Origin of the sequence: Chryseotalea sp. WA131a (assembly GCA_025370075.1) — a bacterium.
GTDB lineage: Bacteria > Bacteroidota > Bacteroidia > Cytophagales > Cyclobacteriaceae > ELB16-189.
In genome coordinates this window covers 1,096,550-1,114,145 of record CP073016.1, presented here as the reverse complement: position 1 = coordinate 1,114,145, position 17,596 = coordinate 1,096,550, and the positions used below count along the sequence as shown (strand labels likewise).

The window sequence follows — 17,596 nt, the reverse complement described above, 5'->3', positions numbered from 1 at the left end:
TATGAATTCAGCGAACGCTTTCCGCGATTTTCATTTGGCACAGGATGCTAAAATAATTACTGATAATGTACCTGGGGAGCAATCCCAGAAGATACTGGACTACCAGACCCGCAAGGAAGGCAGTATAGTATCCTACCCAAAACGAATGCCCATTGCCATCCGGCGTAGTAAAGGCTCAATAATTGAAGACGTGGATGAAAATTTGTTTATCGACTTCTTTAGTGGAGCTGGCGTATTGAACGTCGGACAATGTAATCCTTACGTGCTCGAACGGGTGAAGGAGCAGCAAGAGCAATTGATACATGCCCTCGACTTTCCGACCGAGAATAAAATGCAGTTAATAGAGAAAATCCTCAACATGCTTCCTGCGTCTATTAGAGAAGACTATAAGGTCAGTTTTTGTGGCCCTTCTGGATCAGACGTGATAGAGGCGGCAATCAAACTCGCAAAAATAAAAACTCAACGCGAAGGCATCATTGCTTTTCATGGGTCATATCATGGCATGACTGCAACTGCACTGTCGGCCACGAGTGATACGCATTTTAGAAGAGAGGTTCGGTCCCTTGTTCCGAATGTAAATTTCATCCCATACAGTTATTGTTACAGGTGTCCCTTTGGGAAGGAATCGGAGTCGTGCTCACTTAACTGTGCTGACTACCTGGAGTATGTTTTGACAAATCCGCATTCGGGGCAACCAAAACCTGCTGCCATCCTGCTTGAGCCTGTGCAAGGCGAAGGTGGTACGGTGGTTCCGAAGAAGGGGTTCCTCGAGCGGATCGTTGAAATCGCGAAGGCAAACGAGGTGCTCGTGATATTTGATGAAGTTCAATGCGGCTTTTTCCGAACAGGAGAGTTCCTGGCCTTTCAGTCTGGCGGCGCAGTACCAGACATCATCACTATGTCGAAAGGACTGGGCGGAATTGGATTCCCCATATCAGCGATCATATACAAAAAGGAAATCGAGGCATGGAAGTCGGGTGACCATATCGGTACGTTCAGGGGGAACCAGGTAAGCATTGCAGCCGGAAATGCGGCATTCGATTTTATCCGCGACTATGACGTTGCGAATCACACTCGCGAAATTTCGGACTACCTGTTCTCTCAACTTACTGAACTGAAAGAACTTTTCCCAGCTATCGGAGATGTTCGCAGAGCAGGCCTGATGATAGGGATAGAATATGTGCAAGATCCAGATTCAAAAAGACCGGCCCCCCAGGTATCGGCTGCAATACGTGAAGCTTGCTTCAAGACCGGATTGCTGTTTGAGATAGGCGGACACTACGGAAATGTGATTCGCTTCTTGCCGGCACTGATCATTAATCGCGAAATCGTCGACAATGCGATGCGCATATTCAGAAATGCACATCACCAGGTGATGAAGCGACTGCAAACAAACCTGACAGATATCCCTGAGAAAGAGGCTGCCATTCCTCAGGCGACTTGAAGTGAATGCGGGTCAGAACGCCTTAAAAAAAGCCGGATCAACCTTTTTAAAAGAATCAAAATGGAAACACTACAACAATCCAAAATCAAATTGCCATTCGTTTGGGACGTTATTGAATCGGAGCCCGATTCCTTTATTTCTTTCTACAAAAAGAATGCAGGCGAAATAGAAAAAAAATTATCCACGTTCGGGGCGATCAAATTCAAAAACGTTCAGATTGCTTCAACAGGATCTTTTCAGCATATCGTTAATTCGGTGTCCAGCAATTTTATGAATTACGTCGATGGTAATTCGCCACGAACCAAGCTTGGCGAGAATGTTTATACATCGACAGAGTATGACAAAATGCAGAAGATCACCATGCACAATGAGCTTTCATATTCTGCGAAGTGGCCAAACAAGCTCTTTTTTAGTTGCCTCCAGCCGGCAACTACAGGAGGAGAGACTTTACTCGCTGACAGCCGTGAAGTACTTCGCCAGATAGACGATAGTATTGTCAGACAAATAAGAACCCATGGCATCACATACATTAGAAATCTACATGGTGGCGGTGGCATCGGACCATCATGGCAAGACACTTTCGACACGACTGATAAGGCCCAGCTCGAAAAGAATTGCAAGGCATACGAAATTGATTTCACGTGGCGAGCCGATGGTGCAATTCAATTGCGCCAACATAGCAAAGGCATTATCCGGCATCGCTCAACCCACGAAGAGGTTTGGTTCAACCAGATCGACCAGTTTCATCCATATCATCTCGGCGAGGAAATGTACGACGTCTTGAAAGTCACCTACGACACCCCCGAAGATTATCCAATGTGGGTTCAATATGGCAACAGAGCACCCATCGGCGATGATGTAATAAAACATGTTCTTGAACAGGTCGACAAAGTTACCTATGCACCGCGTTGGGAGAGAAACGAATTGCTTGTTGTCGATAATGAACTTGCGAGTCACGGGAGGAATTCATACACGGGCGAGAGAAAAGTCCTGGTTGCAATGTCCGCTTAATAAAACCGGGCAACTGTACACTGTCCTTTAAAGTTGAAATACGAAACATCAAGCTTTGACATCGCCCGTTAAGTTTACACGCCTTCTACTGGCGGTGTTATTCTCGATCCTGTTTGTTACCGGCTGGTCACAGAAACCCGTCGTGGGCGAATGGGTGAGTCAGGTTGAAAAAGAGATGCTGCGTCAAATGGACGACGGAAAGATACCAGGGCTTAGCGCGGTGATCATCCGGAACGGCGAAATCGTCACCAGGAATTACGGCTATGCCAATTTAGATAGCCGCGAGAAGGTCACCGACAAAACGCTTTTCGAAATTGGATCTTGTACTAAATCATTCACTGCACTGGCACTGGAGAGATTTTTTGAACAGTACGCTGTCAATCCAGATACCCCTATTTCCAAACTTATACCATGGCTTTGGTTCTCCTACAACGATTCAGTTACCGACGTTACAATCCGGCAATTGTTGCACCATACGAGTGGAATACCATGGAACACATTGTCGAAGATTCCCGAGACAACAGCCGAAGATGCATTGGAGATCACTGTTAGAAAACTGGTGGGGCAGGAGCTGCGCAGCAAGCCTGGTAAGGAGTTTCAATATGCAACGGTGAACTACGACATTCTCGCTCTCCTCATCGAGATCGTGACGAAACAGAAGTTTGAAAAGTATCTGAACGATGAAGTGTTGTCTCCGCTCGGGCTGAGTCATACATCCGTTACTTTTCCCAATAACCCAGCTGACATGGCAACCGGATACAAGACCGGCTTTTTTGTTCCTCGTGAGTACAAGGCTCCGGTATATCGTGGTAACAGCCCGGCTGGTTATGTCATTTCAAATTCGGGAGACATGAAGACTTGGCTGCAACTTCAAATGGGGTTGCTGGATCACTCACTTAGTGCACTCGCAAAGTCGACACAGAAGCGTGATGAAACCGTTGCGATACATGAGATGTTTTCGTACGCAGAAGGATGGCAAGTTTCATTCGATGGATCCGGAAACATCATTCATAGCGGCTACAATCCCAATTTCACTTCTTATGTGGGGTTTAACCGGGAGAAAAAAACCGGTGTGGTGATCCTTACGAATTCAAACAGCCAGTACACATTGTACCTCGGGAACCGGTTGATGCAGCAACTTCTTGGGCGAGAAGTTGAAGACGAGTACGATCCGGGCGACCTTAATGATAAGGTATATTCCATGGTTTGTTTCGGGGTGCTTTTTTACCTGCTGTGCGTTGCTGCGTTTATCGCCCGAATCGTTATCGAGTCCATCTGGGGTCGGCGTAAATTTGATCATCACTTCACGATCGTTCTTAACCACCTGATCAAACTTCTTTTTTGGTTTACACCATTTTTACTTGGGATCTACCTGATCCCTGAGGCATTCGGTGAGTTTTCATGGGATTCGATGCTGGTTTGGATGCCGCAGAGTTTCGGCTTTTTAATAGGAGCGCTTTTAGCGGCAGTAGCATTGACCTATGCGGCGTATGCGCTGAGTCTATTTTTCCCGGAGAAAGATCCGTATAAGATTAAGATCCCTTGGATATTGCTCCTGAGCATGCTATCTGGCCTGGCGAATGTAGCCGTGGTAATTATGGTCAGCTCGTTTATCGACTCCGATATACCATTGAAGTATACAGTCTTCTACTTCTTGTTAATGACTGGATTGTATATCCTCGGCAGAAGGTTTGTGCAGGTAAATCTGATAGGGTTTGCGAGGGGAATGGTGTACGATCTTCGAATGAAACTGATCGACAAGATCTTTTCAACTTCGTATGAGAATTTTGAGAGAATCGATCGAGGAAGAGTGTATACAGCGCTCAACGATGATGTAAATACAATAGGTCACTCGACTCACATGATTGTAACACTGATCACCAGTGTCGTAACCGCCATTGGTGCGTTGGCTTATCTTGCATCCATCGCGTTCTGGGCGGCAATTGTCACTATCGCTATGGTGGTAGGAATTTCCCTGCTCTATTTTATTGTTGGCAAGAGAACAAACCGGTATTACGAGGAAGCTCGCGATTCGAGCAACACCTTCATGAGGCTGGTAAATGGAATCATTGACGGCTTCAAGGAGCTTAGTTTACACACGCGTCAGAAAAGCGAGTATAAGGAGGAAGTTGGAGCCAGCGCAGGAGAATTTAAAGACAAAATTTCAACTGCCGACATTCAGTTCACCAACGCGTTTTTGATTGGCGAGTCTTTTTTAGTATTGCTTTTGGGCTTTGTGTCGATTGGAATGTCCGAGATTTTTCCGGCAATTGAGGTCTATACGATCATTAGCTTTGTTATTGTCTTGCTGTACCTGATTGGCCCGGTCAATGCCATTTTGGAATCCGTACCGAGTTTAATGACCCTGCGAATTTCATGGAACAGGATAACTAAATTTATTGACGAGATACCAGCAAGCGTCGACAGTAACAAACAGGCACGCGTTGAAAAATCCGATCCGGTATTAACCTTCGAAGCGCGGGGAATTACCTACCAGTTTAAGAATGAGGCAGGAGTTAAGACCGGATTCGAAGTAGGTCCGATAGACCTCCAGATAAATGGTGGGGAGATCCTGTTCGTGATAGGTGGAAACGGCTGCGGCAAGACTACCCTGGCAAAGGTTCTTACAGGACTTTACCAGCCCGACAACGGACACATTATGATCAACGGAGAGCACGTCTCCGGTAGTACACTCAGTGAGTACTTCAGTGTTGTATTTAGTCCGCCTTGTCTCTTCGAGAGAATTTATGATGTAGATGGAGATCGTGTAGCTGCCGATTCCAGGCGACTCTTGAAACTACTTCATCTCGACGAGAAGGTTAGTATCGTGAACAACAGGTATGACACAATCAAACTGTCAGGCGGCCAACGAAAGAGACTGGCGCTACTGGAGTGTTGGCTGAGAGATTCTCCCGTTTACCTGTTCGACGAATGGGCGGCCGATCAGGATCCTGAGTATCGGAAATTCTTTTACCGAACCCTTTTACCGGAGATGAAAAGGTCGGGTAAGATTGTTATTGCAATCACTCATGATGACAACTACTTCGACGTTGCAGATGTCATTCTGAAGATGCATCACGGCAAACTTGAACCCTATTTTGCCGAACTAATTCACGAAAAGAGAGACACAGCTTTGCAATAACTCTGTTGTCAATGATGGACATGGACACAATAGGAATTGTCGGTGGAATGGGGCCGCAGGCGGGAGTAGGGCTGTTCAACAGTGTACTCTCTTTTACACAAGCCAGCCGTGACCAAGATCATTTGCCTGTTGTACTGATGTCATTCCCGAACCTGATCGGAGATCGAACGGCGTTCCTGGATGGAGAGATAAGCACAAATCCCGCACACAGTATTTCCGAAGTGATCAGGAAACTGGAAGCAGCGGATGCAAAAGTAGTTGCCATGGCGTGTAACTCTGCCCATGCGCCACCAATTTATGACGTTGTCGTTAGTGCCCTGAGAAAACGTAAGTCGGGTGTGAAGCTCCTTCACATGCCTTTTGAAACCTGCCGGTACATAAGTGACCATCATAAGAACGTGCGTCGAATTGGAGTGATGTCAACTAACGGGACATACAAGACCCGCCTTTATGAGCAACTAATAACACAGATGGGGTGCGAGGTAGTGTTGCCACCATTTCAATTTCAGAATGAGGTTATACACCGGATGATCTATGATGAACAGGTTGGCCTTAAATCAAAGAACCACGTCACAGAGTATGTGATCTTGTTGGCAAGCCGGGCAATAGATTATTTCCGTGATCGCAAAGCCGATGCGATCATTTTGGGCTGTACTGAATTGCCGATGGCGATCCGGGAGCAGAAGGTTAACGATATGTTGATCTTTGACTCAACCGCGATAACGGCCCGTGCATTGATACGGGAAGCCACACGCAAGACACCAGTTGAACTGGAGTATCTGCCTTAACTCTTCGAACGACGCCAGGGTCAATAAGGCCGTCATCTTAATGCATTAGCAAATGAAAATTTTCTGTATACCCTACGCCGGAGGTTCGGCGCAGTTGTTTAATCTGTGGAGAAAGCATTTGAATCCCGGATTTGAACTTGTTCCTGTAGAGCTCGCAGGACGTGGCACCCGAATGAAGGAACCATTGTACGAGCACCGGTTCAAAGCAGTGGAAGATATTCTTAAAATTATTGAAAAAGACCTGAGGCAGTCTCCTTATGTTCTTTATGGACATAGCCTCGGTGCATTTTTGGCGTACGAATTGGCTCAACGCATAGTATCCAGTGGCTTGCCGGAACCAGACCATCTCTTTGTATCCGGTTGCGGTGCTCCCCATCTAAAAGACCCCAATAAAAGATATCACCTGTTGAGTGATCAGGACTTCAAACACAAGTTGATCAGCTTTGGCGGAACACCGAGAGAGTTTTTTGATCACCCCGAAATTGTCGATATCTATTTGCCGGTTTTGAAGAATGATTTCAGACTTGCAGAGACAGATCTGCCCGGCAAGGAGATACGCCCCCTGACGACCGACATAACCGTAATGCTTGGTACCGAAGAAGAATTGACCCTTGAACAGTGCTTCGGGTGGCGAAAGCACACCCGGGGAAAATGCGACCTGAAGTTTTTTGAGGGTGGGCATTTTTTTATTAACGACAATCTTGAAAAGATAATCGGCCTGATACACACCGCGCTTGATAAAACGTTTTCACTTAATACCCGGTGACCTAAAATCTGAATAAATGGAAAAGTTAATAGAGAAGCTAAGAGAGAGCAAGATCATGATAAAGGTCAGGGACAATGACCTCGAACTTCTTCTTCCAGATGAATTCGACTCCGACCAGCTGCTGGATGAAGTGCGAAAGAATAAATCTGAATTGATCACCTACTTGCAAAAGGTAAGCAGCGACAGTACGTTGACCTTGATCCCGAAATGCAGGCCGAAGAAGTATTACAAGCTATCGTCTGCACAGAAACGTCTTTATTTCTTGTATGAATTTGAGCGCGAGTCCCTTGCATACAATATCCCGATCATACTGAGGATAACTGGCGAACTCAATAAAAAGAAGCTGGAACGGGCAATCAGGAAATTGGTCGACCGACACGAAAGCCTGCGTACCTCCTTTATCCTGGCGGACAACGCACCCTATCAGGTGATTTCACCGGAGGGTACCACGCGAATGGAGTGTTCATTTTCGGATGTAGCACAGCTGGACAAAACAATCGCCACCTTCATAAGACCTTTTGATCTCCTGCACGATCCTCTTTTCAGGGTAGGTTTGGTTGAGTTAAGCGACGCTTCACATCTGTTGATCCTCGACATGCACCATATAATCGTTGATGGTATCTCCCAGGAGTATTTGATCAACGACTTTAAACGACTCTACGATGGAGAATCCCTTCCACCGTTGAGGAGACAGTATAAGGACTATGCAGAGTGGCAACAAAGTAAAAAAAGACTGCAGGCAATATCGGAACAGGCCGCCTTCTGGAAATCCGAGTATCAGGATGAGGTCGTTCCACTAGAGTTGCCGATAGATTTTCCAAGACAGATCGGGCAGAAGTCATCCGGACACACTCTGAAGTTCACCCTGCAAGGACAAGAGAAGAAAGCACTGAATGAATTTGCGACAACCGCCGGCACCACCTCATACATGGTTTGTTTAGCGATGTATTACGTCCTGTTATCGAAGCTGAGTAACCAGGAAGATATCGTTATCGGTACGCCCGTTTCCACGCAGGGACGTTTTGGATTGGACGGAGTGGTTGGTATGTTTGTCAACACCCTTGCCTTGAGAAACTGCATCCCCGGAGATTTGTCGTTTCAGGAGTGCGTCAGAAGGGTCACCACCAAAACACTTAACTGTTTTGAAAACCAGGACTATGGTTATGAAGAATTGATTGAAGAACTCAATCTAACCAGGAATATTACCCGTAATCCACTTTTCGATGTTTTGTTCTCTTATCAGAACAACAACGGGTTGGCGATTAACACCCAGAGCCTCAAGATTGAGCCTAGTAAATATTCGCACGAGGCGCCCAACTTCGATCTTACGCTATCGGTTCTTGACTCTGAGAACCTGATTACATTTAGCTTTGAATACAAGGGAAAGCTCTTCCGTGAAGAAACCATAAGTCGATTCATTACTTATTTCAAAATGATCCTGGGTCAGGCATTAAACAACCCGATGATCAAGCTGCGTGATATCAGGATCTTGTCAGATGAAGAACAAGATCAAATCCTGAATGAGTTTAACGCGACCCAAGCTGAATATCCAGCAAGCGGTAACGTGATTGAGTTATTTGAAGAACAAGTATCCAAAAACCCGAACAACATCGCCTTGATATGGCGAGACGAGAGGATAAGTTTTTCGAAACTTTACGAACAGACGACTAAAGTCGCTCACTGGCTGATCGCCGCTCACAACATCAGGGTGGGAGATCAGGTTGGAGTTATGCTGGAACGGGAAGCTCACCTGATCCCATTGATCTTTGGAATATTGAAAGCCGGTGGCGTTTACGTGCCTATAGATCCACGTTACCCTATCGAAAGGAAGTATTTGATCCTCGGCGACGCACGCCTTAAAGTACTTTTTTCACGCAAGAATTTTATGGAGGATTTGGTCACAGGCACTTGCCAAACAGTGGACATTGAACAGATATGGGCAGAGATTGAAAATTCCGAAGCAGATTTTACCACCCGGCAAGTCGCGAAAGGCTCAGACCTTGCATATATCATATACACTTCCGGATCAACAGGTGTTCCAAAAGGAGTGATGGTTGAGCATCACTCCGTGGTCAATAGGATACTTTGGATGCAGAAGAGGTATAGCATCACCAACAATGATGTAATTCTTCAAAAGACGCCGCTGGTTTTCGACGTGTCTGTATGGGAGTTGTTATGGTGGGCTTTCACCGGAGCAAGCCTGTGCTTGTTGGAACCGGGAGACGAGAAGGATCCGTACCGTCTGATGACCACTATTCAAAAATACGACGTAACGACGTTGCATTTTGTTCCGTCAATGCTGAGGAGTTTCCTTTCCGCATTTACTCCGGCTTACAATGTGGGCATATTAACATCGCTTAAGAAGGTATTTGCGAGCGGGGAGGCCCTAAAGATCGATGATACCGTTACCTTTGGACGGACATTGGGGAAAGGGCCTCGACTAATCAACCTGTATGGACCAACGGAAGCCACTGTCGATGTATCTTATTATGATTGCTCACCGGGTGAGATTGATGATTTGCCGTCGGTGCCGATCGGCCGGCCGATTGATAATATACAGCTTTATGTTCTCGACAAATATGACAATCTGCAGCCTGTCGGTATAGCTGGAGAGTTGTGCATTTCGGGCGCCGGCGTTGCGAGAGGATATTTTAATAATTCCTCGCTAACAGAATCCGTATTTACATATAATCCTTTTCCAGGAGGCACTCGTCTATACCGTACTGGTGATATGGCGATGTGGTTGCCCGACGGTAACATTGTCTTTCTGGGAAGAAAAGACGACCAGGTAAAAATTCGGGGGAACCGGATTGAATTAGGTGAAATTGAAAATGCAGTGGCTGCCTATCCCGGCGTCATCGAGGCGGTTGTCCTAATGAAACAAACCAAATGCGACGACAAGGAGTTGGTAGTTTACTTTACAGGCTCGTCTGCAATTGAAAACCGGAAGATACGCGAACACCTCGCACGAACATTACCGGATTACATGATCCCGGTTTTCTACGTTCAGCTGGATCAATTGCCATTGACCTTTAGCGGGAAAATTGACAAGAAGAAATTGATCGCTATGCCGGAACGTTCTTTTGAGAATACAAGATCTTTTGAGGCACCGGGAACAGAGATTGAATTAAAGCTCGCCGAGATCTGGGAACATGTGCTAAGGACAAAAGCCATTGGTGTTAACGACGATTTTTTCGAAATGGGTGGACATTCGTTATTGGCGATCCGGCTCATCTATGAGATCAACGACAAATTTAAAGTGCAGCTTTCTGTGAAAGCCATATTTCAGTTTAAGAGCATTAATCTGCTTGCCAGGCACATTCAATATTGCATGGAAAACGACCTGGAGAAATTCGAAGAGTACGATTCAATCACTCTATAAACACCATTTCGTTCACGCGTGGATAAATTATTGTTAACACAGATAAGTGAGTTGCTTGGTCGATCGAATCAGGCAGGCCTGAAGATTTTGTACGATGATTCAGGACTCTCGCTCAAATACCCGAAAGGAAAAGTCATTGATCCGGGAATCCTGGATGAACTACGCCTCCATAAGCAAAATGTTATTGAATATTTAAAGAATATGAAGTCCGAAAAGGATTTTAGTGAACTTCACTCGGACTGGTCAATACCGAAAGTCGTCAGGAATGGTAGAGACTACTATGCCGTGACACCCGTACAAAATTATTGGCTCGACGACTCATTGGACGCCGAGTTTAAAAACGAGGACAATATCCATGGGAGTGTCATCCAGAATTATGAGATACTCGGCGATTTCGACGTGACTACATTCAACAAGAGTATTGCATACCTTGTACAACGTCACGAAAGCCTCAGGACCACATTCCATAAGCTGGACGACAGTTACTTTCTGAGAGTCGAAGACGAAAGTTTCTATACCTCGGAGTACTTCGATTTAAGTGGAATGGCCGAAGGAGATGAGAAAATCGTTCAACTTTCCCGTTTCGCAGATCATAAGTTTGATCTTGAAAATGGACCAATATTCCTTGTACGCCTGATCCAGTTGAAGGTTAAGAAGTACATTCTCTCCTTCAAGTTTCATCACGTAGTATTCGATACGATGTCCGACGAGATCTTTTTGAGAGATCTCTATGTTTCCTATATCGCCTTCGCGAAAAATTTGCTTCCTAATCTACCGGCTCTAAGATATCAGTACAAGGAGAATCTTGCGTTGATCAATTACCAGGTAGAGCTCCATGGTCGATCGCAATGGGTGTATTGGAATTCCACTTTTCCCAAACTGCCCACAAAAAGGGTACCCATTCGTGGCATCAGAAGTCTGAAGCGAAAGATGTCCGACCGGATATCAAAGTGCGAGCAATTTGAGTTTAGCACCGACGCGTCCAGGAAGTTGAGAGCGCTGACGATCGACTTCTCGACTTCGCTTTTTGTCATCTTGCAAGCCACGTTTAAATCATTCGTTTTTTCATCAACCCGGGTCAATGACATTTTGATTCGAACCGATGTTTTTGGCCGCGACTTCCAGAGCTGCAATAATCAGATCGGATGCTACGCGAAGGGCGTATTTGTGCGTACTGTATTTGATGAGGATGAGTCGTTCGCGACTGCTATCCCGAGAGTAAAAAAGGCCAACGAAGATATGCAGGAACATCGCGCTCTTACGTTGATGCAGTTCCTACACGAAAAACTCCTGGCGGAGGGAAATCCGTCAGACACATTCTGGGCAATACAATACGAAGATACTGACAGATCTTCATACAGTCGCTCCGATTTATCGAGGATGCCACTACCCGTAGACTTCACGGTATCGGCGATCGAAGGGCCTTCCAACATACTCATCCCAATAGATATAAACCTGAAGTTTATTAATACTGCTAACAATATACGGCTGAGGGTTGACTATGACAGTAGTGTCCTTGACAAAACTGCGATAACCAACTTCATCGGCGAATACCTTTCTCATATAAAACGAGTGTTAAAAGAGAAACAAAGACCACTAATTGGAATTTGAGTATGATAATGATCAAGGATCTTAAACAGCGGGCGGTAAACCTAAAGTGGATCGGACCGGTTCCCGAGGGTTATAAGAAAGTTGCCTTATTGATACCACTTTTTAATGAGGACAGCAATTGCAATATGGAACGTCGCCTTTCTTACTTCAAAGGACTTGCCGAGAAATACAGAGACGAAATAGACGTCATAATAATTGACGACGGATCGACTGACCGTAGTCTTCAGAAGCTTGTAACTTTTTTTGAATTAAATCAGAGCGCGTTCTTCGTTGCTTCTGTGTATCCTAATGCCCAGAAGGTGGGGGCTCTCTTCCTGACTACGCTCTCGATCACTCATGAGTTTGTCATCTTGTCGGACTTCGATACAGATCTTGATGGACTCTGGAATGTCGGTAAAAGCATTGAGAACCTGCGGCGCAACCCGGAGTTGATGGGCTGTTATTACAGGATGGTGCCGTACGAAGGCTCTGGTAATATATTTCTATGGCAGCAACTTGAGTACTCTTGTCTCAGGGTCTTCTATCGGATTCATCACAAGGAACAAAGCGTTCCGGTTATGCCAGGCGCCGGCTCGTGCTACAAACGGAGTGTGTTGAATAATATTTTCGTCAGGCATAGCGGCTTGCGAAGTGGCGAGGATCGGGAGTCTACATTGATTGGCCTGCGGGGTGGATACAAGACTGTGTATGTCGACAATATTTTGATTTCGACACGACCACCGCTCACGCTTAAGGCTCTGGTCAAGCAACGAATTCGCTGGGAACTAGGGTACCTGGAGACGTTTAGTAAAGAACGTGACTACTACCTGTCGGAAATGAGAAAGATGAAGAAGATTGGAGTACGCGCGGTACTGGATTTTCTTGTTATTGCTTTCGTTTTGCTCCTTCCAATTACGTTGTTCGCGACGGCGTTCATTAATCCAATAGTTGCACTACTCATACTTCCCTCTATTTACATTCTGAACGCTCTCGGCTGCATCATTATGATTGTAACGGGGCCGAAGGAGTTTAGTGAATTGAAAGGAAAGAAGATGAAGGCAGTTGTGATGTTCCCCGCTATCAAGTTGATCGTCGATTACTTTTCGTGGTTCGGCGCGATCCGGACATTTATTCGAAAATCCAGAAAAAGCAGATTGAAGCCCGCGACTTTAACCGGCGTGTTTTTTTAACCGGTAAAACTATTACATGGAACGCGAAGTGTATTTGAAACCGAATGTTGTCTTCGAGCCACTCGTTAATCAGTGGTATGCGTGGTCACACCTCATTTCTCCCGCCACCCTGGCACTCAATATTCAAAGACGGCATTTTACGATTATGCAATCATATATTGATAATCCGGAAATTCACCGCAATGCTGCAAGTAATCCGAAAATGAAGGGCGGGCCATTCATGGATTTTAAAGAAAATTCCGTAGACAGGGTTACGGCGTTGCTGCAAAAAACACTCGAGGAGAATACGGACCTATTGCAATTGGCCGATGCCATACAGGAACTTGATGCACTCCTTCGAAATCAAAATAAGGGCGTCGGGTTGGACGAGATTTATCAAAAAGTACCTACGATACTGCGGGGACTGGTTGAATTGTACTACGACAGGAATCATCACGCTGACTTCCGATTCTTTGAACCTCTTTTGTATCAATCCGATTTCTATAAGGCAAAATCTCAAGGTGTCGCCTTATGGCTAACGGAAAACGATGAACGCCCCTTTGTACTGAGCACACCAAGGTTTGAGGACCATAACAGTGTTTACCTTGACCTGGCCTTTAATCGCCCGGAAATAGATCTGCTGGCCAAAATGAAATGGCATCCCAGTTCATATGATCGGATACAGCAAGTCCTGGGGATCAAGACAGAGCAGAAGGATATTTTTCAAACATTCTTTACCGACGAGCCGCCGCGCCCTTATAACCGGTATACAGGGGATAAGGTACGTATGCGGTATATGGGACATGCCTGCATTCTCATTGAAACAAGGGAAGTAAGTATTCTTTTGGATCCGCTCTTGAGTTACTACGGGTATTTAAACGGGCTCGATCGTTTTTCGGACATGGACCTTCCGCCAGTCATTGATTATGTGGTGATCACCCACAATCACCAGGATCACATACTGTTCGAGACGTTGCTACCCATTCGTCATAAAATTGGAAAGGTCATCGTGCCCCGGACCTATGGCGGCAAGCTTGAAGACCCTAACTTGAAATTAATGTTGAATAGCATCGGCTTCAACAATGTGGTAGAAGTGGGAGAAATGGATTTGTTGCAGTTCGACGATATAAGCGTTCAAGCGCTCCCGTTTACCGGGGAACACTGTGATCTCGACATCCTCACAAAGGCCTGTTACTTTATTAAGATTGGAAATTTCAAGTTGTTGTTTTTTGCGGATTCCAAAGCTACGATACCAGAGATGTACGAACGAGTGCACAGCTTGACAGGCGACGTAGATGTAATGTTCCTCGGAATGGAGTGTGACGGTGCTCCACTTTCGTGGTTGTACGGCCCACTCTTGACGCAGAAACTAACAAGGGTACAGGATCAAAGCAGGCGACTGGCAGGATCGAATTGCAAGGAGGGGATAAAACTCGTTAACATCTTTAACCCGAAAGAGGTTTATGTATATGCAATGGGGCTCGAGCCATGGCTTGAGTTCATAACAACTGCAAGGAATGCCGACGATGCAAACCCTATTGTTCAGTCCAACCAACTTATCAGGGAATGCCGGGAAATGGGACTCGTTTCCGAAAGGCTTTACGGAGAGAAAGAGATCTTATACGACAAGAACATAGTTCCGGGAGAAGGCGTACTCATGGTCTAGACCGGATAGCAAGATGGTCTACGTCTATTACTCAAGAATTTCGAAGCGAAATCACTCGTTACTCGTCGAAGAGCATTTGCCCCATTTTCCATTAGATTTTCAGAACCGATTGCACAGATTCAAACGATGGGAAGATTTACAATTATCGTTGCTGGGCAGGCTTTTGCTTGAACGTGGGATCAGGGAACTTGCAGGAAACACATCAAATAATTTCGTTGAATACACTCCTTATAACAAGCCGCGCTTTTCGACCAATGACAGTATTAAGTTTAATATCTCTCATTCCGGAGAAATAGCCACGTGCGCCATCACACATCATCATGAAATCGGTATCGATATCGAGTCGATACGCCCCATAATTCTTGATGACCTAGAGAACTCAATGAGTAAAAGGGAATGGGAACAGATCCGTGCGTCGGACAATGTGCTAAAAATGTTCTATTCGTTTTGGACGAGGAAGGAAGCAGTAGTCAAAGCTTATGGCGAGGGCCTGTCTATTCCCCTTACATCGTTTGAGGTCACAGGGAAGGAGATTTCCTACGGGAATAAAACTTTCACAGCCACCAACGTGAATATAGCAGCCGGATATATGTGCAGCCTGGCGCTGCAGTATCCTCCGGGGTCTGTTGTTCCGCCGGTCGCAATACGTAACGTACAGTTTGATTGACTAAATCACCAATGTATCCGTGAAATTAAGCGTTTGTATTTTCACTTTTAATCATGCGGCATTTATCGCACAAGCCATCGAAAGTGTCTTAAAACAACAGGCCAATTTTGAATTCGAGGTTATAATCGGTGAAGACTGTTCAACTGACAGGACGAGAGACATCGTCGAATCCTTTCAGGCAAAGTATCCTGACAAGGTTCGGGCGTTTTTGAACCCGAAGAACCTTGGCGTCATGCCAAATAATGTTTACATACTGGGTCAGGCTCGCGGGGAATACATTGCATTGTTGGATGGCGACGATTACTGGTTGGGCACTGAAAAACTCCAACACCAAGTTGATTTTCTCGATGCGAACCCCGATTTCGTTCTTTGTTTCCATGATGCTAAAGTGTTGGGGTTGAACGGACAGATCGGGCCCCAAACGTGCTGCGGTGACAAGCAAAAGAAAGTTGTTTCTCTATCCGATATTGTGTGTGACACACATATTCCCACGGGGAGCGTCGTCTTCAGGCGCAGTGCATTAAAGAAGTTTCCGCCGCCCAACTATTGCTCGTTGAAAGCGACAGACAGGCCCTTGTTCCTTTTTTTGTCGGAGTTTGGCCGTTCCTACTACTTCAACGAAACATGGTCGGTGTATCGGAAACATCCCAACGGAGATTGGACGGGCAGACCTTATCAAAGTCAGTACCTTACACACCTGCAGATATACACATTTATGAACAAGCATCTTAAACGGAAACATGAGAGTGCCTTCTGCAGTTGCGAGACCCGGGTTGCTTACGAACTGGCGTTTGAATTGTTAAAACACGGCCGTGTGAAAAGAGCAAGATATGCGTTCAGGCGGTTTCTACGTGCGAGCAAGGGATTGACTCCTTTTAACCTCGGCGTTCTTTACAAGACCTTGAAGTTCTACAACTTGATGTTCAGGCACTGGATAACTTCCACACAGGCTGTCGTCACTCGCAATATTGCCTCCAAAGCTTCTGTGTGAAGCTTCCGTGTTGAAATGCTGACTTGTTAAAATAACTGTAACCTCTTACACATTCGCGCCAAAGGTGAACCGCGTAACTATTGCTAAAATCAACAATATGGTCGATTGAATTGTCGTAGAAAAGGCTCCACCATTGCTGATAGGAGACCGGATAAAAATATGTTGAAGGTTTTACTTTGTCTGCAAAGTTGAGATCCTTGATGATCGTCGTTACACCGATCGGTCCGGCTATCGCACCCCAGGGGCTATTGACATGAAAATACCTCATGAGATATTTTTCACCCTCTTTCTCAAGCAGCTCCATTGTTGACACCCCGTTTAATTGTTCAAAGGCTTCGATTTCTTCAGGGCGACCATAGACCCATGGCTTCTCGCATCGTTGAAGGATTTTCTGTCCCAGTATGCTTCTTGCCGGGAATCCAAGCACAGCATTGCAAACGACTTCACCTTCCTCCTGGTAACCGATAATTACTTCGTTCTCGTCGAAGTCAAACCTTCTCAGGCAAACCACATCCGTGTCAACCCAGGTTCCTCCGTTGTGATAGAGCAGCAAGCTTCGGAAATAATCTGCAAAAATTGCGTAACTGTTGTGGGCAATAAAAACCTCCTCACGGGGAATAATCTCATTGGCGTCTTTCAGATTAACTCCTGCAGGAACGTTTGATATTGGATCATAACAGTAAAGGTCGAATTGATATTGATTTTTTATGAATGAATTAATACTTAATATTTCGATTGGTGAAAGCGAATCTCCAATCCAAAGACTTTGTATTTTATTTTTTATTTGTTCCATGTAACACTTGTTCTTGGCAAGTTAACTCATTTTATTTTGCAACTCGTTTAATTAGTCGGCAACATTTTATTTTTTTTATCTCAGTTGTATTCGACTCGAGACATGCCGAGTTCTGTTCTATGCTGGAATAACAACGTTCGGGTATCTACTTCCCCGATACAAAATATTTTATAACCTGTTACTCAGC

Annotated in this window: 12 protein-coding genes; 11 read left to right on the top strand and 1 reads right to left on the bottom strand. The window is 45.4% G+C overall.

Annotated features, from left to right (window positions below):
* Position 1: 1 nt before the first annotated feature.
* The 11 genes from KA713_05105 to KA713_05055 are packed head-to-tail and all read left to right on the top strand — an operon-like array spanning position 2 to position 16,616.
* Entirely contained in the window at positions 2–1,444 is a 1,443-nt protein-coding gene (locus tag KA713_05105) for an aspartate aminotransferase family protein (GenBank protein ID UXE67973.1), read from the top strand.
* A gap of 60 nt (positions 1,445–1,504) precedes the next feature.
* Entirely contained in the window at positions 1,505–2,455 is a 951-nt protein-coding gene (locus KA713_05100) for a TauD/TfdA family dioxygenase (protein ID UXE67972.1), read from the top strand.
* A 55-nt stretch (positions 2,456–2,510) separates the two neighbouring features.
* A complete protein-coding gene (locus tag KA713_05095) occupies positions 2,511–5,597 on the top strand; it encodes a cyclic peptide export ABC transporter (protein UXE67971.1) in 3,087 nt (1,028 codons plus the stop codon).
* A gap of 20 nt (positions 5,598–5,617) precedes the next feature.
* On the top strand, positions 5,618–6,385 hold the full coding sequence (locus KA713_05090; GenBank protein ID UXE67970.1) for an aspartate/glutamate racemase family protein: 768 nt from the start codon (positions 5,618–5,620) through the stop codon (positions 6,383–6,385).
* 52 nt (positions 6,386–6,437) lie between these two features.
* Positions 6,438–7,151 (top strand): thioesterase, encoded by a 714-nt coding sequence (locus KA713_05085; GenBank protein ID UXE67969.1) that lies wholly within the window; start codon positions 6,438–6,440, stop codon positions 7,149–7,151.
* A gap of 16 nt (positions 7,152–7,167) precedes the next feature.
* Positions 7,168–10,533 carry an amino acid adenylation domain-containing protein gene (locus KA713_05080; protein UXE67968.1) on the top strand — a complete coding sequence of 1,122 codons (3,366 nt, stop codon included), beginning with the start codon at positions 7,168–7,170 and terminating at the stop codon, positions 10,531–10,533.
* 18 nt (positions 10,534–10,551) lie between these two features.
* Positions 10,552–12,144 (top strand): hypothetical protein, encoded by a 1,593-nt coding sequence (locus tag KA713_05075; GenBank protein ID UXE67967.1) that lies wholly within the window; start codon positions 10,552–10,554, stop codon positions 12,142–12,144.
* Positions 12,145–12,152: 8 nt separating this feature from the next.
* On the top strand, positions 12,153–13,313 hold the full coding sequence (locus KA713_05070) for a glycosyltransferase family 2 protein (protein UXE67966.1): 1,161 nt from the start codon (positions 12,153–12,155) through the stop codon (positions 13,311–13,313).
* Positions 13,314–13,329: 16 nt separating this feature from the next.
* Positions 13,330–14,958, top strand: coding sequence for an MBL fold metallo-hydrolase (locus KA713_05065; GenBank protein ID UXE67965.1), 1,629 nt, complete (start codon positions 13,330–13,332; stop codon positions 14,956–14,958).
* Positions 14,959–14,971: 13 nt separating this feature from the next.
* The gene (locus KA713_05060) at positions 14,972–15,625 is read left to right on the top strand and encodes a 4'-phosphopantetheinyl transferase superfamily protein (GenBank protein ID UXE67964.1); all 654 of its coding nucleotides are present in this window, start codon (positions 14,972–14,974) and stop codon (positions 15,623–15,625) included.
* 19 nt (positions 15,626–15,644) lie between these two features.
* A complete protein-coding gene (locus tag KA713_05055) occupies positions 15,645–16,616 on the top strand; it encodes a glycosyltransferase (protein UXE67963.1) in 972 nt (323 codons plus the stop codon).
* On the opposite strand, the gene KA713_05050 is transcribed toward KA713_05055, so the two are convergent.
* The gene (locus KA713_05050) at positions 16,582–17,409 is read right to left on the bottom strand and encodes a hypothetical protein (protein ID UXE67962.1); all 828 of its coding nucleotides are present in this window, start codon (positions 17,407–17,409) and stop codon (positions 16,582–16,584) included. The genes KA713_05055 and KA713_05050 overlap by 35 nt on opposite strands.
* Positions 17,410–17,596 lie beyond the last annotated feature (187 nt).

Excerpts from the sequence above, each read along its gene's own strand:
- KA713_05105 (UXE67973.1), top strand. The coding sequence starts at position 2 with ATGAATTCAGCGAACGCTTTCCGCGATTTTCATTTGGCACAGGATGCT.
- KA713_05100 (UXE67972.1), top strand. The coding sequence starts at position 1,505 with ATGGAAACACTACAACAATCCAAAATCAAATTGCCATTCGTTTGGGAC.
- KA713_05090 (UXE67970.1), top strand. The coding sequence starts at position 5,618 with ATGGACACAATAGGAATTGTCGGTGGAATGGGGCCGCAGGCGGGAGTA.
- KA713_05085 (UXE67969.1), top strand. The coding sequence starts at position 6,438 with ATGAAAATTTTCTGTATACCCTACGCCGGAGGTTCGGCGCAGTTGTTT.
- KA713_05080 (UXE67968.1), top strand. The coding sequence starts at position 7,168 with ATGGAAAAGTTAATAGAGAAGCTAAGAGAGAGCAAGATCATGATAAAG.
- KA713_05070 (UXE67966.1), top strand. The coding sequence starts at position 12,153 with ATGATCAAGGATCTTAAACAGCGGGCGGTAAACCTAAAGTGGATCGGA.
- KA713_05065 (UXE67965.1), top strand. The coding sequence starts at position 13,330 with ATGGAACGCGAAGTGTATTTGAAACCGAATGTTGTCTTCGAGCCACTC.
- KA713_05060 (UXE67964.1), top strand. The coding sequence starts at position 14,972 with ATGGTCTACGTCTATTACTCAAGAATTTCGAAGCGAAATCACTCGTTA.
- KA713_05050 (UXE67962.1), bottom strand. The coding sequence starts at position 17,409 with ATGGAACAAATAAAAAATAAAATACAAAGTCTTTGGATTGGAGATTCG.